A 24,942-nucleotide genomic window follows, 5' to 3' on the forward strand; every position below is an offset into this window, starting at 1 on the left:
TCGCATCAGCGAGGTGAGGGCGGTGATGGGCAACGATGAACGTGGTACGGCTGGCGGCAAACGCCATGCCGATGCCAAGGCTGCGCTGGACGGGGTGTTGGCCGATGGCCAGACCCTGGCGGTTGGCGGCTTTGGATTGTGCGGAATCCCGGAAGCCTTGATTGCCGCCGTGCGCGACAGCGGGGTGGGCGGGTTGACGGTGATTTCCAACAATGCCGGCGTGGATGGGTTCGGGCTGGGGCAGTTATTGGCCACCCGCCAGATCCGCAAGATGATTTCGTCCTATGTCGGTGAGAACAAGGAGTTCGAGCGCCAGTACCTGGCGGGCGAACTGGAGCTGGAATTCAACCCGCAGGGCACGCTGGCCGAGCGTCTGCGCGCGGGTGGGGCGGGCATACCCGCGTTCTACACCGCTACCGGCTACGGCACCATCGTGGCCGAGGGCAAGGAAACCCGCGCATTCGACGGCAAGCACTACGTGCTGGAAACCGCATTGCAGGCCGATGTCGCGTTGGTCAAGGCATGGCGGGCCGATACCGCCGGTAACCTGGTGTTCCGCAAAACCGCACGTAACTTCAATCCGGCCTGTGCGATGGCCGGACGCATCTGCATTGCCGAGGTCGAGGAGATCGTGGAGCTGGGTGCGATCGATCCGGACCAGGTGCATCTGCCGGGCATCTATGTCGATCGACTGGTGCTCAACGCGGCGCCGGAAAAACGCATCGAACAGCGCACCGTGCGCAAGGGAGACACCTGATGGCCTGGACCCGCGATGAGATGGCCGCGCGTGCCGCGCGGGAGCTTACCGACGGCGCCTACGTCAATCTGGGGATTGGCCTGCCGACGCTGGTGGCCAACCACATCCCCGACGGCGTGGATGTATGGCTGCAATCGGAAAACGGCCTGCTCGGCATCGGCCCGTTTCCGACCGAAGAGGACGTCGATGCCGACCTCATCAACGCCGGCAAGCAGACCGTGACCGCACGTGCTGGCGCCAGTTATTTCGGCAGCCACGATTCGTTCGCGATGATCCGTGGGGGCCATATCGACCTGGCGATCCTGGGCGCGATGCAGGTCACCGATCGTGGCGACCTGGCCAACTGGATGGTGCCCGGCAAGATGGTCAAGGGCATGGGGGGGGCGATGGACCTGGTGGCCGGGGTCAAGCGCGTGGTGGTGCTGATGGAACACGTCGCCAAGGACGGCAGCCACAAGATCCTGCGCGAATGCGACCTGCCGCTGACCGGTGTGGGCGTGGTGGATCGCATCATTACCGACCTGGCGGTGTTCGATGTGACGACCGATGGGTTGGTGCTGGTGGAGGCCGCGGACGGGGTGGAGATTTCCGAATTGCGCACCAAGACCGGCACGGATTTCCGGAGCTGAAAAGGCGGCAATGTGTTCCACCATCAGCAAGGCGCCGTTATGGCGCCTTGCGTGCATAGCGATAGGGCGTGCCCGCTGCCGGTTCGCCTTGGCCCAGCAGGCCTTCGATCGTGGCAAGGCGGTGCCCTGACTGGCCGACCGCATGGCCGAGGAAGCGTTCGATCGCATGCGCCAGGGTGCCATCGATCTGGCCTAGCTCGCTTTCGAAGTCGCCTGGCTGCAGATGCGCATCGAGCAGCGGGCGCAGCGCTTCGAGCCTTGCCCAGAACATGCTGCCGGAGGCGAACCGGTCGTGCTCGGCCACCGCGCGCGTCCCGGTGCGAACGGCCAGATAATCCAGCGCATCGGTGTTGCCACCGATAAAGTCGGTGACGGCCAACAGATGCTGCGCTGGTGCGGCAAGCCCAAGCTGCGGGTCGGCGACGAACGCACTGACGATTGCGTCCATGCGCCCACCGCCCAATAACGCGGCCAGCATCTCGCGCCGCCATGCGTCGCCATCGTGGCGATGCGTCGATTTCTTCGTATGCAGTTTCAAGACCACCTGCTCGCCTTCGTCGAGCAAGCGATTGGCCACGTGCAGGAACGGCAGGATGTCCCGGCCTCGATTCTCGAAGCCTTCCACCTCCGCTTCGATGCCGTGCTGCCGCAGGCATTGACGCACGTGTCCGACCAGCGTCACATCGGTGGTGACGATCAGCCGCAACGCAGCGATGCAGGGTGCAAGCGCGTCGAGGATCTCGTCCAGCACATCCAGATACCAGGCGTGCACGACCACGCAGGCGCCGTGCCGGTGCGGTGGAGGAACGCAATCGGCCGAGCGTGTCAACGCCTGGCGCGTCGCTTCCAGCCATGCATGCCCCAGGCGCATGTCCGGTTCGAGGACGGCGCCTTCGGCCCACTCGTTCCAGGCATTGATGAAGACCAGGCGATGCGCGGCCGGCGCATTTGCGAGGCGCTGCCGCACGGTGTTGGACAACCAGTCCCGATAACGGCGAGGGGAGGCGTGCAGATAGACCCGGCCTTTGCCCGAGCGGCGAGGCTCGTTGTCCCAACCTGGATTGACCCCCGGGTACAGCGTGTAGTCGCGCAACGGACGTTGCGCGATCTCGCTTGCAAGCACGCGCCAATCCAGCACCTCGCCGCTGAAATCCGGATTCAGCAGGCGCTGCTGGGCCGCCACCGATGGTGGAGTGCTCATGTTGGGAGGAAATTCGACCGCCGCATCGAATCCGATATCGCGCGGATCCGGGCGTTCGAAACCCTGCACGTAGGCCAGGTGGATTTCGCCAATGCCATTGTCGCGACACCAGGTGCGCCAGCGCGCGGCGGTCTGTGCCGGTTCGGGAAGCAGATTGGGTCGATACACCAGTAGCAGTGGACGTCCTTCGACTCGCCAATACTTCGGATGACGCATGTACGACGCAACGTGCGCAATGAAGGCGAGATCGTCGTCGGCATCATGCGCTTGATCGATCAGAATATCGTCGCCGCGCCCGTCCCAGCGCCGCGCCCATTTCTCATTCGCCCAGCACAGGCAGAACGGCAACGTGATCGAGTCATCTTCATGCCATTGAAGGATAGGCATTTCCAGCAAGGTCTTGCCGGCGAACCAGTAGAAATAGAAGCAGAATGCGGCAAGGCCGTACTCCTGCGCCAGGCGCGCCTGTTCGCGCATGATCTGCGGGTTGCGCAGGTCATAGAAGCCTAGATCCGCCGGGAGCCGGGGTTGCAGATGCCCTTCGAATTGCGGAAGCGCGCGAGCGACGTTGCGCCATTCGGTAAAGCCTCTGCCCCACCACGCATCGTTTTCCGGAATCGGATGGAATTGCGGCAGGTAAAAGGCAATCAGGCTTGCAGGAAGTACCTCAGGCAGGGCTTCGGTGCGATAGGGCACATGCCCGATCGCGGCCTGGTCGCTGCGCGCTGCTGGACGCCGAGCGATGCCGTGGCCGCTTCGGCCACGCGCAGGTTCCGGCACCCAGTCGGCATGGCGGTCCAGGAACCAGCCGCGCCAACGGTCCCGTGTCGCTTCGTCGAGCGGCATGGCACGGAACGCGGCGCGCAGCAGACCGAACAGGCGGGTGCGCAGGTGATTCCCAATCGAACGATGAGACGAATTCACAGGTTCTGGTAGTTCGGGCCCGAACCACCCTCCGGCGTCACCCAATTGATGATTTCGTAGGGGTCCTTGATGTCGCAGGTCTTGCAGTGCACGCAGTTGGCGGCATTGATCTGCAGGCGCTTGCCGGATGGGCTGGCGGTGTCTGCGACCATTTCGTAGACGTTGGCGGGGCAGAAACGCGTGCAGGGGTTGTCGTATTCCTGCACGCAGCGGGTGGCGCAGATGTCGGTGTCCAGCACCTGCAGATGCACCGGCTGGTCTTCGTCGTGTTCGGTAGCAGCGAAGTACACCGCCTGCAGGCGGTCGCGCGGGGCCAGCTCGCGGGCGACGTAGTCGCGGGTGGGTTGCTCGTAGTCGCCGATCTTGCGCAACGCCGACCAGTCGGGCTTGTTCTTCAGTGTCCACGGCGAGGCGCCCTTGAGCGCGGTTTCCCAGGCGGCGTTGAGCAGGCCAAACCACAGGCCCTTCTTGAAGCCGGGCTTGATGTTGCGCACCTGCTTCAGCTCGGTCATTGCAGCGGAGGCGCGCAGCTTGGCGTCGAAGCCCTGCGGGACCAGTTGCGACTGCACCAGGTGTTCGGCGGCCAGCATGCCGCTGCGGATCGCTTGATGAGTGCCCTTGATCTTGGGCACGTTGAGCAGGCCGGCGGTATCGCCGATCAGCAGGGCACCGGGCATGTCCACTTTCGGTAGCGACTGCCAGCCGCCGGTGACGATGGCGCGCGCGCCGGACGAGAGGATGGTGCCGCCTTCCAGCAGCGGCTTGATGAGCGGGTGGTTCTTCCATTGCTGGAAGGCCTCCCACGGTTGGTACTTGGGATCGCTGTAGTCCAGCCCGCTGACATAGCCGAGCGCGATCTGGTTGTTGTCCAGGTGATACAGGAAGCTGCCGCCGTAGGTGCGGTTGTCGGCGGGCCAGCCCAGGGTGTGCACGATCTTGCCGGGGCTGACGCGGCCTTCTGGCACCTGCCACAGTTCCTTGATGCCGATCGAATACCCCTGCGGGTCGCTGTCGGCAGTGAGGTCGAAGCGTTTGAACAGCCGCTTGGTCAGATGGCCGCGCGCGCCTTCGGCCAGCACGGTGACCTTGGCGCGGATGTCGATGCCGGCGGTGTAGCCGGGCTTGTGCGCGCCATCCTTGGCCACGCCCATGTCGCCGATGCGCACACCGATCACCTGGCCATTGTCGTCGTGCAGGGTTTCGGCGGCGGCAAAGCCCGGATAGATCTCCACGCCCAGCGCTTCGGCTTGCGGCGCCAGCCAGGCGCACATGGCGCCAAGGCTGACGATGAAATTGCCATGGTTGCGCATGCCCGGCGGCACCACCGGAAACTTGCGCGCGCTGTCCTTGCCGAGGAACCAGAATTCGTCGTCGGTGGCGGCCACGCAGATCGGCGGCGGGGTGTCGCGCCAGCCCGGCAGCAGGGCATCCAGCGGGCCAGGCTCGATCACGGCACCGGAGAGGATATGCGCGCCGATGGTGCTGGACTTTTCGATCACGCACACGCTCAACGCGGGGTTGAGCTGCTTGAGCCGGATCGCAAACGACAGCCCAGCCGGCCCGGCACCGACGGTGACGACGTCGTATTCCATGACGTCACGTTCGACCGCCTCTGGCGCCTGTGCGCCGACTCCCGTTACCGACATTGCTCCGCTCCCGTTGGCTCGATGGCTGAGCCGCATTTTCCGGGATTGCATGTGACGGCGGCAAATCGGGCCGATTCATCCGCTGCCGACGGCGCGTTGCGGACACGCGTGTTAGCGTCCGGGCGATGAAGATCGAGGTGGCATTGCCGGGGGCGCAGATCCACTGGCAGCGAGGATGGCTTGACGCGGCGCAGGCCGATGCGCTGCTGCAGACCCTGCTGGCGCAGGTGCGGTGGGAAGTGCACCGCATCCGCATGTTCGGGCGGGTAGTGGATTCGCCGCGCCTGAGCAGCTGGATCGGCGATGCGGATGCCAGCTACCGCTATTCCGGCACACGGTTTGCGCCGCAGCCGTGGCTGGACGCATTGCAGCCAGTCCGTGCGCGGCTGCAGGCCGAGACGGGGCACCCATTCAACAGCGTGCTGGTCAACCGCTACCGCAGCGGGGCCGATGCGATGGGCTGGCATAGCGACGACGAGCCGGAGCTGGGGGCGCAGCCGGTGATCGCTTCGGTCAGCCTGGGCGCGACGCGGCGCTTTGCGTTCAAGCATCGCTGCAATGCGGCGCTGAAGCAGACACTGGAACTGGGGCACGGCGATCTGCTGTTGATGGGGGGCGACACCCAGCGTTACTACAAGCACGCCTTGCCACGCACGGTGCGGCTGGTGGGGGAGCGGATCAATCTGACCTTCCGGCAGATTGCGCCGGTGGCATCGGCGTAATGGCCACGGCTAGCGCCGGTTGCTCGGTGAGCGTGTTGTGCGGTGATGCCGGAGTGCCCTCATCCGGCGCTGCGCGCCACCTTCTCCCGCGTGCGGGAGAAGGGAAGGCGTTTCGGGCGCCCGCGTGTGGGAGAAGGGAGGCCGTTTCGGGCGCCCGCGTGCGGGAGAAGGGGATTGAGCACGGCGCGCACGGCGCTTATGCTCGGGATGCCCGGCGTTTACGGTGTCTGCGGCAGCGAGGCGTTGTCCTGCTGCCCGGTCGTCAGCGTCCAGCCGACGAGTTCGGTGGTGACCTGGGTTAGCGCCTGTTCGAAAGCGACCGCGACTGCCGCAGTATCGGTGGCGCTGGAAGGGCGTGCCACCAGGAAGGTGCGCGAGGCCACCACGCGCTGATCGGCCGAATGCAGCAGCTTGGCGTTGAGTTCGATCGTGGCCGACGGCAGCGACTGGCCGGCGTAATCGGATTCGAAGCGGCGCACGTCGATAGCCAGCTTGTAGTCGGAACGGATGCCGGTGCCGATGCGAGCCACGGCGGCGATCTTGCCGGAGTCCTCGAACGCGCGGACCACGCTGTCTTCCAGCAGGTCGGTGGCGGGTTGCGCCCAGCCGGCGCCTTGGTAGACCTGCAATTCGCCCGGCGTGGGCCGTACGTTGATACGCGGGCTGTCGATCACGCGCGCGGCACTGGGTTTGGCAACCGACAGTTGCCAACGCACCTGCGGCCAGGATGGATTGGGGGTGATCCGCACGGTGGGCGCATAGATCGTGGCCGGCTTCTGGTCGCCGCCGGACAGTACCGAGCAACCGCCCAATGCCAGCAACGAAACACACAACACGGGACGCAACAGGCGCATGGCAGTCATTTCGGTTCGAACTCCTTGGGTGCGTCGCGGCCGAGCAGGTAACGCGCAGGGTTGTTGTCCAGTTTGTCGCTGACCCGGCGCAGGTCGCGGATGAGACCGCGCAATTCGGTCAATGTCGGCCCGAGCTGACCCAGCCCATCGCTGGCGAAGCTGTTGATGGCCGCGCGATTCTCGCCAAGGATGGTGTCGGCGTTGCCGGCAGCCGAATCCAGCTTGACCAGGGTGGCGTCGAGCTTTTCCAGGATGCCCGGCAACTGCTGCACCAGGTTCTGGTCCAGCCGCTTGATGGTGCCATTGGTGGTGGTCAGGGTGGTATCCAGATTGCGCGCGGCATCGCGTGCGCTGACGATCAACGCCTGCATGCCTTCGTCGCGGTCGGCGATGCCGCCGCTGATCTTTTCCAGGTTCTGCAAAGTGGCGGTGATGCTGGCCACGTTCTTGTCCGAGAGCATCTCGTCCATGCGCTCGACGATGCGGTTGGCGGTGTCGGTGATGTTCTGCAGCGCCGACGGGGTGGTCTGGATGATCGGCGCGTCGCTCTTGTCGATGGTGGTCAGCGATGGCGCTTCGGGCGTGCCGCCGGAGAGCTGGATGATCGACGGGCCGGTCAGGCTGGTGATGCCCAACTTGGCGCGGGTGTCGCTCTTGATCGGCGTGGTGGAATTGATCCGCACATGCGCCACCACCTGGCGTGGGTCGTTCGGGGCCAGGGTCAGCTCGGTGATCGAGCCGACCGCGATGCCGTTGTATTGCACCGGGCTGCCGACCGTCAGGCCGGTCACCGCCTCGCGGAACACCACCCGGTACTCTTGCCAGGTGCGGTCGGAGGAGTACTTGGCGGCCCATAGCCCGAATAGCAGCAAGGCCAGGCCGGCCACGATGGTGAAGGCGCCGATCAGGACGTAATTGGCTTTGGTTTCCATGCTCAGGCGGTCTCGGTGGAGTCGGTCTTGGCCGCGCGCGCGGCGCGGGCGCGCGGACCGTGGAAATATTCCTGGATCCAGGGATGGTCGAGCTGTTCGACCTCGGCCAGCGGTGCGTTGGCGATCACCTTGCGATCGGCCAGCACCGCGATGCGGTCGCAGATGGCGTACAGCGTATCCAGGTCATGGGTAATCAGGAACACGGTCAGGCCCAGCGCCTGCTGCAGGGTGCGGATCAGGCGATCGAAGGCGGCCGCACCAATCGGGTCCAGCCCGGCGGTGGGCTCGTCCAGGAACAACAGCGGCGGGTCCAGCGCCAGCGCACGCGCCAGGCCGGCGCGCTTGCGCATGCCGCCGGATAGCTGCGAGGGCAGCTTGTCCAGCGCATCGGCCGGCAGCCCGGCCAGCTTGATCTTCAGCAGCGCCAGTTCGAAATACCAGCGCTCCGGGAACTCGCCGTGGTGTTCCTTCAAGGGCACCTGCACGTTCTCGCCAACCGTCATCGAGGAAAACAGCGCGCCATCCTGAAACAGCACGCCGGTGTTGCGGGTGATGTGCTGGCGGTCGGCGAAACGGCCCGAGCGTGCATCCGCACCCAATACCTGGATGCGGCCGGCATCGGGTTCGCGCAGGCCCAGGATGCTGCGCATCAGCACCGACTTGCCGGTGCCCGAGCCGCCGACCACGCCGAGGATTTCGCCCCGGCGCACGTCCAGGTCCAGCTCTTCGTGCACGGTCTGGCTGCCGAAGCGGTTGGTTAGCCCGCGCACGCAGATCGCCAGCTGGTCGTCGTCGGCCTCTGGGCCGGGATTGGGGAATGGGGATTGGGGATTGGTCAAGGCACAACTCTCCCGACGCTCAGTGCGCCAGCCACGCTTCTGCTCTGCACCGATCCCAAATCCCGACTATCGAATCCCGGCTCCATCACCACCCCATCTTCATGAACCACAACGCTGCAATCGCGTCGAGGATGATGACCAAGGAAATCGTCTGCACCACCGAGGAGGTGGTGCGTTCGCCCACCGATTGCGCGGTGCCGCTGACTTTCAGGCCTTCCAGGCAGCCGATCAGGCCGATCACCAGCGCGAACAGCGGCGCCTTGGACAGGCCGACCAGAAAATGCCGCAGTTGGATGGTGTCGTGCATGCGCGCCAGATACATCTGCGGCGGGATATCCAGGTCGAACGCGCCCACCGTGACGCCGCCAGCCAGGCCGGCGATCATCGCGATGAAGGTCAGCAGCGGCAAGGTGAAGATCAATGCGAGCAAGCGCGGGATCACCAGCAGGTCGATCGGGTCCAGGCCGAGCGTGCGGATGGCATCGACTTCTTCGCGCGACTTCATCGCACCGATCTGCGCGGTGAACGCGCTGGCGGTGCGCCCGGCCAGCACGATGGCGGTGAGCAGCACGGCGAATTCGCGCAGGAAAGCGATGGAGACGAGCTCCACCACGTAGATCTCGGCGCCGAAGTCGCGCAGGATGGTCGAGCCCAGGAACGCGATCACCGCGCCCACCAGGTACGACAGCAACACCACCAGCGGCACCGCATCCAGGCCCACCTGCTCCATGTGGTGCACGGTGGAGGTCAGGCGGAAGCGGCGCGGCTCGTGGATCAGCCGCATGATCTTGACCAGGTTCTCGCCGAGGAAACTGTTGAGTTCCAGGATGCCCTGGCCAACCCCATGGGTAGTGCGGCCCAGGCGATCGAGCGCGGCCACAAAGCCGTAGTCGCGCTTGGGCTTGGGGCGCTCGTCGTTGAGTTCCTCGATGGTGCACACCAGCGCCTGGTGCTCGTCGCGGAAATCGATCGCGTCTTCCTTCAGCCCCATGCGCCCGGCAAAGCGCAGCAGCTGCAACACGCCGGCCGAGTCCAGTTGCCCGATATCGCGCGCGTCGATGCGGCGCACGCCGTCGGGTACGGCCTGCAGCAACTCTGCCTGGGGCAGGGCGGTGGCCAGCACCCAGCTGCCGGCGAGGCGGACCTGGGTCTGATCCTGCGGGTCTTGTTCGAGGCGGGGAGGTTGCTGTTCGATCATGGGTGGCCTGTCCGTGGCGCCAGCATACAGGCACGGTGTGAGCGAAAGATGGGGATGCGGCTGAAAACGGCCGGCGATGACGACGCCGATAGCAAGCGCTGCGGCATACACTGGCGTTCTCGCCTGATGGCGCCCTCGTGCTTCCACCCGCCACGCATGTCCGCTGCCATCGTCGTTCCACCGTCCGCCAGCGCCACCTATGCCCAGCGTGTGGCCTTCGTTTCGGAAATCGCCGGGCGCCTGCATTCCTACGGTACGACGGCGCAGCGGCTGGAGGCGGCGGTGATCGGTTTGTCGCAGAAGCTGGGCCTGGACTGCGAGCCCTGGTCCAATCCCACCGGCATCATCCTGAGCTTCAGCGACCCCACCAAGGCGATCGGGTCCAGCGACATCACCCGCGTGATCCGCCTGGCGCCGGGCGAAAACGACCTCTACAAGCTCAGCGTGGCCGACTATGTGGCCGACGGCGTGGCCCATGGACGCATGAGCATCGCGCAGGGGCATACCGCGTTGCGCCGACTGGACCGTGAGGTCGATCGCCGCGGCAAGGCGCTGCAGGTGCTGGCATTCGGTCTGGCGGCCGCCGGCGTGGCCGGGCTGTGGAAGCTGCCCTGGCTGGATATCGCCACCGCTGGCGGCATCGGGGTGTCGATCGGCCTGCTTACCCAATACACCGACCAGCGGCCAGCCACTAAGGAGGCGGGCGAAGCGCTGGCCGGCCTGTTGGCCGGGGTGGTGGCGGCGATGGTCGCCTCACTGCTTGGGCCGTTGAACCTCAATACGGTCATCATCGCCTCGCTGGTGGTGCTGCTGCCGGGAATGTCGCTGACCAATGCCTTCAACGAGCTGGCCAGCCAGCATTGGGTCTCCGGTACCGCGCGCCTGGCCGGGGCGGTGACCACGGTGCTCAAATTGACGGTGGGCGCGGTGATTGCGGTGACCTTGACCCAACTGGTTGGCCTGCATCCACAGGTGGCCGCCTTGCGTCCGCAGGCCGGCTGGGTGGAATGGGCTTCGCTGCTGCTGGCAGCCTATGCATTCGCGGTGTTGTTCAAGGCCAACCGCCGCGATTATCTGTGGGTGATGGCCGCCGCGATGTCCGGTTATGTCATTGCGCGTTACGCAGGACATGCCTGGGGCGGGCCGGCGGGAGTATTCGCCTCTGCCATGACCTTGACCGCCGCCGGTAATCTGTTCGGAAGGGTGATCCAAAAACCCGGTGCGTTGATTCGCTTGCCCGGCATCATCATGTTGGTTCCCGGCAGTGTCAGCCTGCGGGGATTCTTGACCCTGGTGCAGCAACAGGATGTCGGCGTCGGACAAGCCGCGTTGCTGGCGGTCACCAATATCGTGATGGCCTTGATGGCCGGCCTGCTGTTCGGAAATCTGTTGATTCCAGCCCGCAAGAATTTATGACGGGCGGAAAAGATCAGATAAAAACGCCGGCACTGCCGGCGTTTTTATCGGGATGGATCAGGCGGCCTTGGACCTCTTGGCGGCGCGCTTGGTGGTCGCTTTACGTGGCGAGGCCTTCTTGGCCGACGCCTTTTTTGCACTGCCACCCTTCTTGTTGATCAGGAACTCTTCCACGCTCTTGCCGGCGGCGGTGAATTCGGCCAGCCAGCGCGGCTGCTTGCCACGGCCGGTCCACGTGTCCTTGCGATTGGCCGGGTTGCGGTACTTCGGCGCAACCTTGCCCAGCTTGCGACCAGCGCGCGGACCCGGCTTGCCGGCAGCGGCCGGGCGACCCGGGCCTGCAGCGGCACCGAACACTTCTTCGATGGAATAACCGTGGGCCTTGGCAGCGCGGGTCAGCTCCGAGCGGACCTTGGTGATCGGGGTGCGTTGGGCGACCACGGAATGCTGTTTCTTTGCGTTTTTGATCAGTGCCGCCAATTGCTTGACCGACAGGCCGGTGAGATCGATCGACATCACGACTCCAGAAGATGAGAGAGAAAAGAATGCCAATCCCTGGCAGGGGCGGCCATCATAATGTCAGAAAACCAGTATGACAAATGCGCCGAAATAATTCGGCGCCTTGCGTTCATCCAATTGGAGCGGGATACAGGGGTTGGATCAGTGCCCCAGGCGCGTGAATAATCCGGCCTTATCCAGATTTTCCGCCGCATCGGCGGTGCGGGCACGATATTCAAATGTGCCGGCGGCCAATCCGCGCTCGGAGACAACGACCCGGTGCGGAATACCCAGCAGTTCCATGTCGGCGAACATGGCGCCGGGGCGCAGGCCGCGATCGTCCAGAGCGGCGTCGATGCCGGCAGCGGTCAATGCTTCGAGCAATGCCTGGGCGGCAGCGACGACCTGTGCGTCGTGCTTGGGGTTGATGACGCACACCACCACCTGCCAGGGGGCCATCGGCGCCGGCCAGATGATGCCGGCGTCGTCGTGGTTCTGTTCGATGGCTGCGGCCACGATGCGCGAGATGCCAATGCCGTAGCAGCCCATCTTCATCACCGCGACCTTGCCGCCCTCGTCGATGACGGTGGCCTGCAAGGCCTGGGCATACTGGCTGCCGAGCTGGAACACATGGCCTACTTCGATGCCGCGGGCCAGGCGCAATTCACCGCCATCGGCCGCGCGCTCGCCATCGACCACGTTGCGCACATCGGCCACGGTCTCCGGTTCCGGCAGGTCACGGCCCCAGTTGACGCCGGCCAGGTGGGCGCCGGCCACATTGGCACCGACCACGAAGTCGGCCATGGCCGCGACATCACGGTCGGCCACCACGCGGATCGGGCGGGCGGTAGTGACCGGGCCCAGGAAGCCCGGCTCGCAACCGAGGTGGTCGCGGATTTCGGTGTCATTGGCCAAGCGGTAGTCGGCCAGGCCGGCCACCTTGCCCAGCTTGATCTCGTTGACGGCATGGTCGCCGCGCACCAGCACCAGCACGAAGCCGGCCTGCGTCATCACCGCCACCGACTTGACCGTACGCTGCAGGGCGATCCCCAGCAGCTGGGCAACGTCCTCGCAGGTCTTCTGGGTGGGCGTTGCGACCTGGTGCATGGCCTCGCCCGCATCCGGGCGCGGGCCGGGCAGGGCGGCGCTGGCGGTTTCCACATTGGCCGCGTAATCGGAAGCCGTGGAGAACGCCAGCGAATCTTCGCCGGAGGCAGCGATGACGTGGAATTCCTGCGAGGCATCGCCGCCGATGGCGCCGGAATCGGCCTGCACCGCGCGGAACTCCAGCCCCAGGCGGGTGAAAATGCGGGTATAGGCCGCGCGCATGTTGTCGTATTCGCGCGCCATGTCCTCGTCGGTGAGATGGAAGGAGTAGGCGTCCTTCATCAGGAACTCGCGCGCGCGCATCACCCCGAAGCGCGGGCGGATCTCGTCACGGAACTTGGTCTGGATCTGGTAGAAGTTCAGCGGCAGCTGCTTGTAGCTGTTGATTTCCTGGCGCGCGAACTCGGCGGCGGCCTCTTCGGCGGTGGGGCTGTAGCAGAACTCCTGCTCCTTGCGGTCGGTGATCTTGAGTAGCTGCCCGCCGAACTTCTCCCAACGCCCGGTGGCGTCCCACAGCTCGCGCGGCTGGATGGTGGGGAACAGCACTTCCACCGCCCCGGCGCGGTTCATTTCCTCGCGCACGATCGCCTCGACCTTGCGCAGCACGCGCAGGCCCAGCGGCGACCAGGTGTACAGCCCGGAGGCCAGCTTGCGGATCATGCCCGCGCGCAGCATCAGCCGGTGGCTGACCAGCTCGGCGTCGGCCGGGGTTTCCTTGGTGGTGTGCAGGTGGAACTGGGAAAGACGCATCGGGCTTCGCTTGGGCGGAAAACCCGTAGTTTGCCAGTGTGCGCCCTGCCGGTCATTGTCGGGCGCCGCCGGCCCGGTGTCGCTGGCCGCCATGGGGCGGCCATGGGTTGGCTCAGGCCGCGGGAGCACCGGCGGCGGCCGGCTTGCAATAGGCCTTGGTGGCGGCCTCGGCCAGGTTGCGCTGGGCGGCGCGGGCTTCCGGATCCAGCGTGGTGCCGGGCTTGCCGTCGGTGCCTGTACCCATGGTCACCTCGCCCTTGCCGCTGAGCACCTCCAGGTTGCGGCGTGCGGCTAGGCAATCGGCCGACTCGGGCGTGGCGGTCTCCGACGCGGCAATGGCCGCCGTGCCGCTGCGCGCGTCGATCCGGCGCGCTTCGTAGCGCTGGCCGGTTGGCGGCGGTGTTTCGGTGTAGTGGGTCACGCCCTTGGCGTCCTTCCACTTGTATAAATCGGTGGCGCCGGCGGCGGCGCTGGCCAGCATCAACAGGGCGCAGAGCCCGGACGACAGGTGCATGTGGCTTCCCCTGGGTGATTCCCGCCACGATTGCAGCATCCGCAGCCCGTGCTGGCAAGCGATCCTGGTCCGGCGCGGCGCGCTACCCCCGGATGGACCTCAGGCCCTACACTTGGCGCATGGATGAAATGAGACCGCCTCCGCGCTCGCGCACGATCTACCTGCTGCCGAACCTGTTCACCACCGCCGGGCTGTTTTCCGGGTTCTACGCCATCATCGCCGCCGCCAATGGGCAGTTCGTCCATGCCGCCATGGCGGTGTTCGTGGCTGCGGTGATGGACGGGCTGGACGGGCGCGTGGCGCGGTTGACCAACACCAGCAGCGAGTTCGGCGTGCAGTACGACTCGCTGGCCGACCTGGTCAGCTTCGGCATGGCGCCGGCGCTGGTGATGTACCACTGGTCGCTGTCGGCGCTGAAATACGACAGCAGCGTAATGGGCCGGGTCGGCTGGTCGGCCGCCTTTCTTTATGCGGCGTGCGCGGCGCTGCGGCTGGCGCGGTTCAATACGCAGGTCGGCGTGGTCGACAAGCGCTGGTTCATCGGCCTGGCCAGCCCTGCGGCGGCCGGGCTGATGATGTCCTTCGTGTGGGCATTCGCCGACGATAGCTTGGCCCTGGACGGTGAACAGCTGCGCTATGTGGCGCTGGCCGTCACCGTGGTGGCGGCGTTGCTGATGGTCAGCCGGATCCGCTTCTGGAGTTTCAAGGGCAGTGCTCAGGGTGCGCGGGCCGACCGGGTGCCGTTCCTGGCCCTGGCGATCGCCACGGTGGTGATCGCCTTGCTGGTCATCGACCTGGCGCGGTCGCTGCTGGTGATCGGCGTGCTGTATGCATTGTCTGGCCCGGCGATGTGGCTATGGCGGCGCTGGCGCCGCGCGCCCGAGCTTCCGTGAGTCGCGGTCGATGAGCGCGTTGGCGAACGAGCCGGTGTGGTCGGATCTGCAGGTGTCGTGCCTGCAGGCGATGGGGCACACCGTGTACCTGGACCGTGCAACGGCCGAGGCCTTGCCCGCGCCGGTCGACGTGGCCGACAGTGCGCCGGTGTCGGCGACGGTGCGCCAGCAGCGTGTCCCGCCGGTGGAGGCGGCGGCTGCGCCCTTGCCGCGTCGCTCCGCGCCCACTGCGCCGGCTGAGCCGACGCGTGCGCCCAACACCGCGCCTGCGGCCGCACCGCAACGACGCAGCCGCGTCGGGCTGCCGGACCGGTTGCAAATGGCCTTGCTGCGTGCATCCGGCTGCAATCCCGGTGATGCCAGTACCCAGGCCCTGATGGCGTCCTGGCCGCTGGCCGAATTGCGAGGCAACCCCGCTGCCAAGCGCGCGTTGTGGCCGCAGCTGCGTGCGCTGCGGCGGCGGCAGGGTCCGGCGTGAACGCAAAGAATGCGCCGTTGCCCACCGCGTTGCGCGCCATGCGCGAGAGTGATCTGGATGTGGTGATGGAGATCGAACTGCGCGCCTATCCGTTTCCATGGACGCGCAGCATTTTCCGCGATTGCCTGCAGGCCGGATATCCGGGCTGGGTGATAGAACAAGCCGGTCAGGTGATCGGCTACGGCGTCATCAGCATCGCCGCCGACGAGGCGCATGTGCTCAACGTCTGCATCGCACCGGAGGCGCAATCGCAAGGGCATGGCCGCGTGCTGTTGCGCGCGCTGGTCAAGGGCGCCTGCGATCGTGGCGCGCGGCGCGCGTTCCTGGAAGTGCGCCCCTCCAATCCGTCGGCCATTGCGCTCTATCACTCCGAAGGCTTCAACGAAATCGGGCGACGTCCGCGTTACTACCCCTCCCACACCGGCCGCGAAGATGCGCTGGTGATGGCGATCGAGTTGTTCTTCGAAGGCTTTTCCTGAGCCTTGCGGCGGCCGCGCCGCCGCCTGAGGTTTTCGATTGGTTGCCACGCGCTGACGTCGGCGGCGTCCATCGTCCGCCACGGCATTTGCACCAAGACACCGACGCTGCCCGCGTAGCGCACTGCTGAGGCTATCGACCAACACCGCTACGCCCAGCGAGGGCGGCGGTGGCATTGCGCCTGTGCTGCGCATGCTGCATCGCAGTGTCCATGGCCTTGTCTCTACCTGTCCCGATTGCAGCGATTTGTCCCTTCCTGGGTGTCTCGCAACCGTTTGCGTGACTGGGCATGCACATCCATGCATTGCCTAGATACAAGCGATTGCGGCGCTCCTAGTATTCGTTTTGCGGATCTGAATATTACATAGATGAAAAATACAGTCCGATTTCGATAGACGAGGGATGCGCCGCTGCTCGGCGCATCGAATCCAATCAGGGAGAGATCAAGATGAAGCCGAAATTCTCGACGGCGGCCGCCGCGTCGCTGTGTGTCTGTGCGTTGCTGCTGACCGGCGCTGCCAGCGCCGATCCGGCACTGGAAGTGGCGACCACCGGCTGGGCCACGCAGAACGGTGGGACCAAGGGCGGCTCGAAAGCGGCGGCCGCCAACATCTACACGGTCAAGAACGCGGCAGAACTGAAAAGCGCGTTGAAGGCCAGCGTGGGCAGCAATGGGCGCATCATCAAGGTCAGCGGCATCATCGATATCAGCGAGGGCAAGCCGTACAGCACCACCTCCGACATGAAGTCGCGTGCGAGGCTGGACGTTCCGACCAAGACCACCTTGATCGGCATCACCAGCAATGCGGAAATCCGCGAAGGCTATTTTTACGTCAAGGCCAACGACGTCATCATCCGCAATCTCACCATCGAAAATCCGTGGGACCCGCAGCCGGTTTGGGATGCGGACGACGGCAGTGCCGGTAATTGGAACGCCGAATACGACGGCCTGACCGTCGAAGGCGCCACCAACGTGTGGGTGGACCACGTCACCTTTACCGATGGCCGCCGTACCGACGACCAGAATGGCACCGCCAATGGTCGTCCGAAGCAGCACCATGACGGCTCAATGGACGTCAAGAAGGGCGCCAACTTCGTCACCGTTTCCTACTCGGCGTTCAAGTCGCATGAGAAGAATTCCCTGATCGGCTCCAGCGACAGCGCCTCCAGCACCGACAGCGGCAAGCTCAAGGTGACCATCCACAACACCTTGTTCGAGAACATCTCTGCGCGCGCGCCGCGCGTTCGCTTCGGCCAGGTGCATCTGTACAACAACTATCACGTCGGTAGCACCAGCCATAAGGTCTATCCGTTCTCGCACGCGCATGGCGTGGGCAAGGAATCGAAGATCTTCTCCGAGAACAATGCCTTCGATATCAGCGGCGTGAGCAGCTGCGACAAGATTGCCGCCGACTACAAGGGCAGCGTGTATCGCGACCAGGGCTCGTTGCTCAACGGCAAGTCGCTGAGCTGCTCGTGGAACAGCAGCATCGGTTGGAAGCCGCCATATACCTACAATCTGCTGTCGGCCAACCAGGTTGCCGCAGACGTCAAGGCCAAGGCCGGCGCCGGCAAGCTGTAATCGTATCTCCACCTGATGCTGCGATGGCTGTGGCGTGACAAGGCATCACACAACGCCCGCAGCGATGCGGGCGTTGTGCGTTTGCGCATGTAAGGTGGAGCCCGCAGAAGCCGCGTCGTCGGCTGCGATGCGGCATGACTGCCGCACAACGCCTTGACCGGTGGCCTTCAGAGTTTGGCGCGCTGCTGGCGCAGCCCGGTCAGCTGCACCGTCCAGTCGTTCAGGCGTGCGCGCTCCTGCTCGACCACCGCAGCCGGCGCGTTCTGCACGAAGGTAGCGTTGCCCAGCTTGCCGTTGCACTTGCCGATCTCGCTTTCCACACGCTTGATTTCCTTGTCCAGGCGGGTGCGTTCGGCATCCATGTCCACCAGGCCTTCCAGCGGCACCAGCAGCGCCAGTTCGCCGACGATGGCGGTGGCCGAGGGCGGTGTGTCCTGGCCGGCATCCAGCCAGTCGATCGCTTCGAGCTTGAGCAGGAACGACAACTGCGAGGCGAAGCGCGCCACGCGCGCACGGTCGTCGGCGTTTCCGGCCTGCAGCAACAGGCGCACCTGCTTGGATGGCGGTACGTTCAATTCGCTGCGCACGCGCCGCAGTGCCGACACCATGGACTTCAGCCATTCGACATCGGCCTCTGCACCGGCGTAGCCGCTGGTGTCGAGGTCGCCGGCCTGCGGGAAGGCTTGCAGGGAAATCGTGGCCTGCGTGATGCCCAGGCGCGGAGCGACCTGCTGCCACAGTTCTTCGGTGACGAAGGGTGTCAGCGGGTGCAGCAGGCGCAGCAGGGTTTCGAGCACGTAGAGCAAGGTATGGCGCGTGCTGGCGGCCGCATCGCGGTCCTGCATGGCATCGCTGAGCGCCGGCTTGGCCAATTCGACGAACCAGTCGCAGAACGCATTCCAGGCAAATTCGTATAGCGCCTGGGTGAGCAGGTCGAAGCGGTAGTTGGCGTAATGCGCGTGCGTTTCGGCCGTGACTTTGTCCAGGCGCGCAAGAATCCACTTTTCCGTTTCGGTGTGCGGCTGCGGCACGCCTGTGAAGCGCGCGCCTTCGGTATTCATCAGCACGAAGCGCGTGGCGTTCCACAGCTTGTTGCAGAAGTTCTTGTAGCCCTCTGCACGCCCCAGGTCGAACTTGATGTCGCGGCCATGGGTCGCGAGTGCGGCAATGGTGAAGCGCAGCGCATCGGCGCCATGGGCGATGATGCCGTCCGGAAATTCCTTGCGCGTGGCCTTTTCGATCTTCTCGGCCATGCGTGGCTGCATCAGCCCGTTGGTGCGCTTGGCCACCAGGTCTTCGATGCTGATGCCGTCGATGATGTCCAGCGGATCGAGCACGTTGCCCTTGGACTTGGACATCTTCTGGCCCTGCGCATCGCGGATCAGACCGGTGATGTAGACATCGCGGAACGGTACCTGGCCGGTGAAGCTGTCGGTGGCCATGATCATGCGCGCCACCCAGAAGAAGATGATGTCGAAGCCGGTGACCAGCACGCTGGAGGGCAGGTAGCGGTCGAAGCCGCGCTCGACCATCGCGTTCGCATCCGGCCAGCCCAGCGTGGAGAACGGCCACAGTTGCGAGGAGAACCAGGTTTCCAGCACGTCGCTGTCCTGGTGCAGGACGATTTCTGCGCCCAGTCCGTGCTTGGCGCGCACCTCGGCTTCGTCGTGGCCGACGTAGCACTTGCCGGCCTCGTCGAACCACGCCGGAATGCGGTGGCCCCACCACAGCTGACGGCTGATGCACCAGTCCTGGATGTTTTCCATCCAGTGGCGATAGGTGTTGATCCAGTTCGGCGGCACGAACTGGACCTGGCCGCTTTCGACCAGCTCCAGGCCACGCTTGGCCAGCGCGTCCATCTTCACGAACCACTGGTCGGTGAGATACGGCTCGATCACCTGGCCAGTGCGGTCGCCGCGCGGCACTTGCAGTTTGTGCGGTTTGGTTTCCGCCAACAAGCCAAGCTCTTCCAGTTCGGACAGCACCAGCTTGCGCGCGTCGTAGCGATCCAGGCCGCGATAGCGCTCCGGCGCCTCGTCGTTGAGGGTCGCGGTGACGGTGAACAGGTTGATTATCGGCAGCGCGTGCCGCACGCCCACCTGATAATCGTTGAAATCATGCGCAGGCGTGACCTTGACCACGCCGGTGCCGAACGCGCGGTCCACGTAATCGTCGGTAATCACCGGCACTTGCCGGCCGGTCAGCGGCAACACGATGCGCGCGCTGTGCAGCGTGGCGTAGCGCGCATCGTCCGGGTGCACCATCACCGCGGTATCGCCGAGCAGGGTTTCCGGGCGGGTGGTGGCCACCACCAGGTAGTCGCGGGTTTCGCGCAGGGTCTCGTTGCCGTCGGCATCGTGCTCGACGTGCTCGTAGGTCACGCCATCGGCCAACGTGTAACGGATCGACCACAAAAAGCCGTCTTCTTCGACGTTTTCCACTTCCAGGTCGGAGATGGCGGTCTTCAGCACCGGGTCCCAGTTGACCAGGCGCTGGCCGCGATAGATCAGGCCCTGCTCGTACCAGCGCACGAAGGCTTCGTTGACCGCCGCCGACGGCTGCGGGTCCATGGTGAAGGTGCTGCGCGACCAATCGCTGGAGGTGCCCAGCCGGCGCATCTGCCGTTCGATGGTGTCGCCGGATTCGACCTTCCATTCCCATACCTTGGCGATGAAGCCTTCGCGGCCGAGCGAGTCGCGGGTGTCGCCGTTGCCTTCCAGCGCCAAGTTGCGCGAGACCACCATTTCGGTGGCGATACCGGCATGGTCGGTGCCCACCTGCCACAGCGTGTCGAAGCCGCGCATGCGGTGATAGCGCACCAGCGCATCCATCAGCGTCTGCTGGAACGCATGGCCCATGTGCAGCGTGCCGGTGACGTTGGGCGGCGGCAGCAGCACGGTGTACGGCTCACCCTGGCCGGACGGCGCGAAGTAGCCGGCCGCCTCCCACTGCGCATACAGGCGCGATTCGAAGGAAGCGGGGTCGTAGCTGGAGGCGAGGGTGGTCATAAGGCGGGGAATCGAGAGTCGGGAATGGGGAATAGGGAATAGGGAATCGGAAAGCGGGTGCGTTGAACGGTGAAGGTCTATGGGCAGTCGACGTTCGATTCCCCATTTCCGATTCCCGATTCACATGTCGTATTTGGTCAGTTCCAGGCCCAGGGCCTTGTACTGTTTCCAGCGCTCGCGCAGCGGTTCGCGGGCGGCGGGGTCGGCGGGGACTACTTCCAGGACACGGTCGCAGGCGCCCAGGTAGGGGTCGTCGCGTAGGTTGATGACCAGCGGGCGCGAGGGCGCGGCGACGTCGGGGGCAGCGATCAGCACCGGGGCCAGTTCGTCCTCGTCGTCGGTGCCGGCGATCTGGTGCGGCACATAGGCGTCGTCGTCGAACGCCCACAGCAGGTCGTCCAACGCTTCGGCCTGCTGCGCGTCACGCGCCAGGATCAACGTGGACAGGTTGGCGTCGTTGGCCTTGCGCGCCAGCTCGCAAACCAGCCGCAGCGGTTCGTCGAGGAAGCGCGGCTTGGCGATCAGATAAAAATCGGCACGGGGCATCAGGGCAGGGAATCGGGAGAGGGGAGTCGGGAATGGTCACGGCACCGCCGCGACCTCGAAGGTCGCGGCGGTGCCTGAGAATAGAGGGCTTTCACGATTCCCTATTCACGATTCTCAATTCTCAATTCCCACCTGCGGCGCGGTCCAGCAACCACTGCGTCAGCAGGCCGACCGGGCGGCCGGTGGCCATGCCGCGCTTGCCTTCGTCGCTGGCCACGCCGGCGATGTCCAGGTGCGCCCAGCGCTGGTTTTCGGTGAAGCGCGACAGGAAGCAGCCGGCAGTGATGGCGCCGCCCCAACGGCCACCGATGTTGTAGACATCGGCGAAGGTGGAATCCAGCAGGCCCTGGTATTCGTCCCACAGCGGCAGTCGCCAGGCGCGGTCGAATACCTGCTCGCCAGCGGCCAGCAGCTCGTTGGCCAGGTCGTCGTGCTTGCTCATCAGGCCGGCGGTCTGGTGGCCCAGCGCCACCATGCAGGCACCGGTGAGGGTGGCGACGTCCACCAGCGCCTCGGGGTTGAAGCGCTCGGCATAGGTCAGTGCATCGCACAGGATCAGGCGGCCTTCGGCGTCGGTATTGCCGACTTCGATGGTCTTGCCGGACATGCTGGTAATCACGTCCGACGGGCGGTAGGCGTTGCCGTCGATGGCGTTTTCCACCGCCGGCACCACCACCACCAGGTTGATCGGCAGCTCGGCCTTGACCGTGGCCACGAAGGTGCCGATGACGTTGGCGCCGCCGCACATGTCGTACTTCATTTCCTCGATGCCGCCCTGCGTCTTGAGGTTGACGCCGCCGGTGTCGAAGGTGATGCCCTTGCCCACCAGCACGTAGGGACGCGCGTCGCCGCCGCCGTTCCACTTCAGCACGATCAGGCGCGGGCGGTTGGCCGAACCGCGCGCCACCGACAGCAGCGAACCCATGCCCAGCGCTTCCATCTGCCCCTCGTCCAGCACCTCGGCCTCGGCGCCGGGATACTTGCCCGCGAAGGCGGCGGCGGTGTCGGCCAGGTAGGCCGGGGTGCAGTAGTTCGGCGGCAGATTGCCCAGCTCGCGGGCGAACTCCACGCCGTCGGCGGTGGCGATGCCCACCGCCAGTGCACGGGCGTCGTCGCCGGCGATGGCCAGGGTGGTCAGGCCGGTGTCGTCGGCCTTCTTCTTGCCCAACGTGGCGGTGTAGCGGTAGGCAGCATGGTCGCTGACCACGACCGCCTGGCGGATGTTCCAGGCCGCATCGCGGGCCTTGACCGGCAGCTCGGTCAGGGTGAGCAGGGCGGTGCCGACCGCACCGGTCTTCAGCGCGCGGGTGGCATCGCCAATGGCCTTGAGATAGGGTGCCACGCCGAACTTGCCGGTTTCGCCCAGCCCCACCACCAGGACGCGCGGGGCGGTCACGCCAGGCAGGTCGTGAACCAGGGTGGTGCTGCCAGTCTTGGCAATCACGTCGCCGCGTGCCACCAGGGCCGTCAGGCGACCCTGGCTGGCGCTGTCCAGCGCCTGGGCAGCGGGCGAGAGGGTCTTGTCGGCGAACACGCCAACCACGATGCAGTCGACGGCAGCGCTTGCCGGCGCGTCTTGGTTCAGGGTGAATTGCAGGGCCATTGATCAGATTCCGTAGGCAAATCCGTACAATCGCGGGCTGTTTACGCCGGCCCGGTTAGGCTGGCGGAGCCGCGAACGAATCCGAGAGTTTAAAACAAGCCCACCCCATGCCGAAGCTCGATCGATACCTGCTTAGCGATTTCACTCAGAGCTTCCTGGCCACCTTGATCGTGCTGCTGGTCGTCAGCGTCGGCGGTGTGCTGGTGGATATCCTCGGCAATATCGCCGACGGCCGCATCCCGGCACGCCTGTTGCTGTCGCAGGTGGGGCTGCAGTTCGTGGCCTACCTGCCCATCATCCTGCCGCTGGCGCTGATGCTGGGCCTGCTGCTGGCGCTGGCGCGGCTGTACCGCGATTCAGAAATGGCCGTGATTACCGCCATTGGCGTGGGCCCCAGGCGCATGCTGCGCCCCATGCTGATGCTGGTGGTGCCGGTGGTGGTCATCATCGGGCTGTGTTCGTTGTGGCTGGGCCCCTGGGCCAGCCGGACCGCCGAGACCATGCTGCAGGACGCCAACCGCAGCGTGCTGATGGCCGGGCTGGAATCGGGCAAGTTCACCCCGCTCTCCGGCGGCGGCGTGGTCTACCTGACCAGCATCTCCGCCGATGGCAAGGGGTTGGGCAAGGTGTTCCTGCAGCGGCAGAAGGACGACCGCATCGACGTGGTCACCGCGCAGCGCGGGGCGATGTTCTTCGAAGGCAAGACCGACCGCTACCTGCGGCTGGAAGATGGCTACCGCATCGAAGGCCCGGTGGCCGGCGACACCCTGGACTACCGCCTGATGAAGTTCGCTAGCAACGACGTGGCCCTGCCCGATCATTCACGGCCGCGCGATGCCAACGACCCGGAGGTGATGTGGACCACGCAACTCCTGTCCGACCAGCGCCCGGCCGCGCGGGCGCAGCTGCATGAGCGGCTGGCGCCACCGTTGCTGGCGCTGGCGTTCGCGCTGCTGACCCTGCCGCTGTCGCGCAGCGCGCCACGGCAGCAACGCTATGGCCGGATCATGCTGGCCTTCCTGGCCTACATGGTCGGCACCAACCTGATGATCGTCGGCACCCAGTGGATCACCAATGGCAAGACCCCGGCCGCGCTGGGCCTGTGGTGGCTGACCTTGCCGTTGCTGGCGGTCGCGATCTGGGCGTATGCACGCGATGGCCGCGTGCGCCGGCCGAGGGCGCGCGCATGAGGCTGACGCCGCGGGTGCATGATTGGTACGTCGGCCGTGCAGTGCTGTTCACCGTGCTGCTGACCTGGTCGGTGCTGCTGGGGTTGGACCTGGTCAATGCATTCGCCAGCGAGGCCAAGAACATCGGCCAGGGCAGCTACAGCTTCGGCCACGCGGTGGCGTACGTGGCCTATACGGTGCCGCGCCGTGCCTATACCTTGTTTCCCACCGCTGCGGTGATCGGTGCGCTGATGGGCCTGGGCCAGCTGGCGGCCACGTCCGAACTGACCGCGCTGCGGGCGTTGGGCGTGTCGCGCAAACGCATGTCTGCGTCGGTGGTCGCTGCAATGGCCTTGTTGACCGCCAGCATGGTCATCAGCGGCGAGACCGTGGGGCCGTGGGCGCAGGACCAGGCCGATACGCTCAAGACCAACGCCCGTTACAACAGCAACATGGCCTCTTCGCGCTATTCCGGCCTGTGGGCGCGCGAAGGCGACACCTTCCTCAACGCGCTCAGCGGCGAGGAAAAGCTGCTGGACGGCGGTGGCACCGCGCTGGATCTGCACGACGTGCGCCTGTATCACCTGGACGCCGATGGCCGCGTGCAGCAGTTGACCTATGCGGCAGTGGCCGAGCATCGCGAAGGCCGCTGGACCCTGCGCCAGGTACGCCGCGATACCTTCCAGCAGCGATCGGTACAGCGCGAGACCTTTCCCGAGCTGGCCTGGCAATCGCAACTGAGCCCGGCCGCGCTGGCGGCTGGCCTGGCCAAGCCCCGTAATCTTTCGGCGCATGAGCTGGAGCAGAGCATCGAATATCGCCGCCGCAACGGGCTGGACGCGCGCGACTACGAAGACCAGTACTGGAGCCGCTGGTTCTACCCGCTCAACGTGCTGGCGCTGTGCATGGCGGCCATCCCGTTCTCGTTTGGCTCGCTGCGCAGCGGCGGTCTGGGCAAGCGGCTGTTCCTGGGCATCTTGTTCGCGCTGGGGTTCTGGCTGCTGCAGCTGTTCTTCGGCCGCATGGCTGGCGCGCTCAAGCTGGATTACCGCATTGCCTACGCGCTGCCACCGATGGTGATGCTGGGGATCTCGGTCTGGTTGTTCCGGCGGCGCAGTAGTTGACGCGCGCCGTGCAGGTGCGGGCCGGTTGCGATGCGTGGCGGTTGCACATGCCGCCGTCAAGGTATTGCGCGGGGT

The 24,942-nt window shown here is 65.5% G+C and carries 22 protein-coding genes; 10 read left to right on the forward strand and 12 right to left on the reverse strand.

What is annotated here, in order from left to right; genetic code table 11:
• Positions 1 to 25: 25 nt before the first annotated feature.
• On the forward strand, positions 26 to 757 hold the full coding sequence (locus ACCQ13_RS02465; protein ID WP_159406576.1) for a CoA transferase subunit A: 732 nt from the start codon (positions 26 to 28) through the stop codon (positions 755 to 757).
• Complete coding sequence (locus ACCQ13_RS02470) at positions 757 to 1,386, forward strand: CoA transferase subunit B (protein WP_104602266.1); 630 nt, start codon at positions 757 to 759, stop codon at positions 1,384 to 1,386. Before ACCQ13_RS02465 ends, ACCQ13_RS02470 begins: the two co-directional genes overlap by 1 nt.
• 37 nt (positions 1,387 to 1,423) lie before the next feature.
• Here the strand turns inward: ACCQ13_RS02470 and ACCQ13_RS02475 are convergent, their stop codons facing one another.
• On the reverse strand, positions 1,424 to 3,433 hold the full coding sequence (locus ACCQ13_RS02475) for a glycoside hydrolase family 99-like domain-containing protein (RefSeq protein ID WP_223214442.1): 2,010 nt from the start codon (positions 3,431 to 3,433) through the stop codon (positions 1,424 to 1,426).
• A gap of 74 nt (positions 3,434 to 3,507) precedes the next feature.
• A complete protein-coding gene (locus tag ACCQ13_RS02480; RefSeq protein WP_104602268.1) occupies positions 3,508 to 5,157 on the reverse strand; it encodes an electron transfer flavoprotein-ubiquinone oxidoreductase in 1,650 nt (549 codons plus the stop codon).
• A gap of 125 nt (positions 5,158 to 5,282) precedes the next feature.
• Here ACCQ13_RS02480 and ACCQ13_RS02485 point away from each other — a divergent pair, with 125 nt between their 5' ends.
• Complete coding sequence (locus ACCQ13_RS02485; RefSeq protein ID WP_159406578.1) at positions 5,283 to 5,879, forward strand: alpha-ketoglutarate-dependent dioxygenase AlkB family protein; 597 nt, start codon at positions 5,283 to 5,285, stop codon at positions 5,877 to 5,879.
• Between the two features lie 218 nt (positions 5,880 to 6,097).
• Here the strand turns inward: ACCQ13_RS02485 and ACCQ13_RS02490 are convergent, their stop codons facing one another.
• The 4 genes from ACCQ13_RS02490 to ACCQ13_RS02505 form a co-directional block, all read right to left on the reverse strand.
• Positions 6,098 to 6,742 carry an ABC-type transport auxiliary lipoprotein family protein gene (locus ACCQ13_RS02490; RefSeq protein WP_104602270.1) on the reverse strand — a complete coding sequence of 215 codons (645 nt, stop codon included), beginning with the start codon at positions 6,740 to 6,742 and terminating at the stop codon, positions 6,098 to 6,100.
• Positions 6,739 to 7,665, reverse strand: a complete 927-nt coding sequence (locus tag ACCQ13_RS02495) for an MlaD family protein (protein WP_104602271.1) — start codon at positions 7,663 to 7,665, stop codon at positions 6,739 to 6,741. The genes ACCQ13_RS02490 and ACCQ13_RS02495 overlap by 4 nt, the downstream gene beginning before the upstream one ends.
• A gap of 2 nt (positions 7,666 to 7,667) precedes the next feature.
• A complete protein-coding gene (locus ACCQ13_RS02500) occupies positions 7,668 to 8,504 on the reverse strand; it encodes an ABC transporter ATP-binding protein (RefSeq protein WP_159406579.1) in 837 nt (278 codons plus the stop codon).
• Positions 8,505 to 8,589: 85 nt separating this feature from the next.
• Positions 8,590 to 9,702, reverse strand: a complete 1,113-nt coding sequence (locus ACCQ13_RS02505; protein ID WP_104602273.1) for an MlaE family ABC transporter permease — start codon at positions 9,700 to 9,702, stop codon at positions 8,590 to 8,592.
• 156 nt (positions 9,703 to 9,858) lie between these two features.
• On the opposite strand from ACCQ13_RS02505, the gene ACCQ13_RS02510 reads away from it, so the two are divergent.
• A complete protein-coding gene (locus ACCQ13_RS02510; protein ID WP_104602274.1) occupies positions 9,859 to 11,118 on the forward strand; it encodes a threonine/serine exporter family protein in 1,260 nt (419 codons plus the stop codon).
• 57 nt (positions 11,119 to 11,175) lie between these two features.
• Here ACCQ13_RS02510 and ACCQ13_RS02515 read toward each other — a convergent pair whose 3' ends face one another.
• The 3 genes from ACCQ13_RS02515 to ACCQ13_RS02525 all read right to left on the reverse strand — a co-directional run bounded on the left by ACCQ13_RS02515 (position 11,176) and on the right by ACCQ13_RS02525 (position 13,987).
• Positions 11,176 to 11,634 carry an H-NS histone family protein gene (locus ACCQ13_RS02515; RefSeq protein WP_104602275.1) on the reverse strand — a complete coding sequence of 153 codons (459 nt, stop codon included), beginning with the start codon at positions 11,632 to 11,634 and terminating at the stop codon, positions 11,176 to 11,178.
• A gap of 144 nt (positions 11,635 to 11,778) precedes the next feature.
• Positions 11,779 to 13,473: a proline--tRNA ligase gene (locus tag ACCQ13_RS02520; RefSeq protein ID WP_104602276.1), complete on the reverse strand. Its 1,695-nt coding sequence runs from the start codon at positions 13,471 to 13,473 to the stop codon at positions 11,779 to 11,781.
• A gap of 112 nt (positions 13,474 to 13,585) precedes the next feature.
• Complete coding sequence (locus ACCQ13_RS02525; protein WP_104602277.1) at positions 13,586 to 13,987, reverse strand: DUF4124 domain-containing protein; 402 nt, start codon at positions 13,985 to 13,987, stop codon at positions 13,586 to 13,588.
• A gap of 119 nt (positions 13,988 to 14,106) precedes the next feature.
• Between ACCQ13_RS02525 and pssA the strand changes: the two genes are divergently transcribed.
• From pssA to ACCQ13_RS02545, 4 genes are all read left to right on the forward strand, one after another.
• Positions 14,107 to 14,880: a CDP-diacylglycerol--serine O-phosphatidyltransferase gene (gene pssA, locus ACCQ13_RS02530; RefSeq protein WP_104602278.1), complete on the forward strand. Its 774-nt coding sequence runs from the start codon at positions 14,107 to 14,109 to the stop codon at positions 14,878 to 14,880.
• A 10-nt stretch (positions 14,881 to 14,890) separates the two neighbouring features.
• On the forward strand, positions 14,891 to 15,358 hold the full coding sequence (locus tag ACCQ13_RS02535) for an alanine acetyltransferase (RefSeq protein ID WP_104602279.1): 468 nt from the start codon (positions 14,891 to 14,893) through the stop codon (positions 15,356 to 15,358).
• Complete coding sequence (gene rimI, locus ACCQ13_RS02540; RefSeq protein WP_167526815.1) at positions 15,355 to 15,837, forward strand: ribosomal protein S18-alanine N-acetyltransferase; 483 nt, start codon at positions 15,355 to 15,357, stop codon at positions 15,835 to 15,837. Before ACCQ13_RS02535 ends, rimI begins: the two co-directional genes overlap by 4 nt.
• Positions 15,838 to 16,283: 446 nt before the next feature.
• Positions 16,284 to 17,417: a pectate lyase family protein gene (locus ACCQ13_RS02545; RefSeq protein ID WP_159406580.1), complete on the forward strand. Its 1,134-nt coding sequence runs from the start codon at positions 16,284 to 16,286 to the stop codon at positions 17,415 to 17,417.
• Between the two features lie 167 nt (positions 17,418 to 17,584).
• On the opposite strand, the gene ACCQ13_RS02550 is transcribed toward ACCQ13_RS02545, so the two are convergent.
• The 3 genes from ACCQ13_RS02550 to ACCQ13_RS02560 all read right to left on the reverse strand — a co-directional run bounded on the left by ACCQ13_RS02550 (position 17,585) and on the right by ACCQ13_RS02560 (position 22,574).
• Positions 17,585 to 20,425: a valine--tRNA ligase gene (locus ACCQ13_RS02550; RefSeq protein WP_159406581.1), complete on the reverse strand. Its 2,841-nt coding sequence runs from the start codon at positions 20,423 to 20,425 to the stop codon at positions 17,585 to 17,587.
• Between the two features lie 120 nt (positions 20,426 to 20,545).
• The gene (locus ACCQ13_RS02555) at positions 20,546 to 20,971 is read right to left on the reverse strand and encodes a DNA polymerase III subunit chi (RefSeq protein ID WP_104602282.1); all 426 of its coding nucleotides are present in this window, start codon (positions 20,969 to 20,971) and stop codon (positions 20,546 to 20,548) included.
• A gap of 121 nt (positions 20,972 to 21,092) precedes the next feature.
• Complete coding sequence (locus ACCQ13_RS02560) at positions 21,093 to 22,574, reverse strand: leucyl aminopeptidase (RefSeq protein ID WP_104602283.1); 1,482 nt, start codon at positions 22,572 to 22,574, stop codon at positions 21,093 to 21,095.
• Between the two features lie 107 nt (positions 22,575 to 22,681).
• Between ACCQ13_RS02560 and lptF the strand changes: the two genes are divergently transcribed.
• Together lptF and lptG are read left to right on the forward strand one after the other, a co-directional pair.
• Positions 22,682 to 23,764, forward strand: a complete 1,083-nt coding sequence (lptF, locus tag ACCQ13_RS02565; RefSeq protein ID WP_159406582.1) for an LPS export ABC transporter permease LptF — start codon at positions 22,682 to 22,684, stop codon at positions 23,762 to 23,764.
• Complete coding sequence (gene lptG / locus ACCQ13_RS02570) at positions 23,761 to 24,867, forward strand: LPS export ABC transporter permease LptG (protein WP_104602285.1); 1,107 nt, start codon at positions 23,761 to 23,763, stop codon at positions 24,865 to 24,867. The genes lptF and lptG overlap by 4 nt, the downstream gene beginning before the upstream one ends.
• The last annotated feature ends 75 nt before the right edge of the window (positions 24,868 to 24,942 follow it).

The organism is Xanthomonas sp. NCPPB 1638, assembly GCF_041475635.2.
Classification (GTDB): domain Bacteria; phylum Pseudomonadota; class Gammaproteobacteria; order Xanthomonadales; family Xanthomonadaceae; genus Xanthomonas; species Xanthomonas cucurbitae.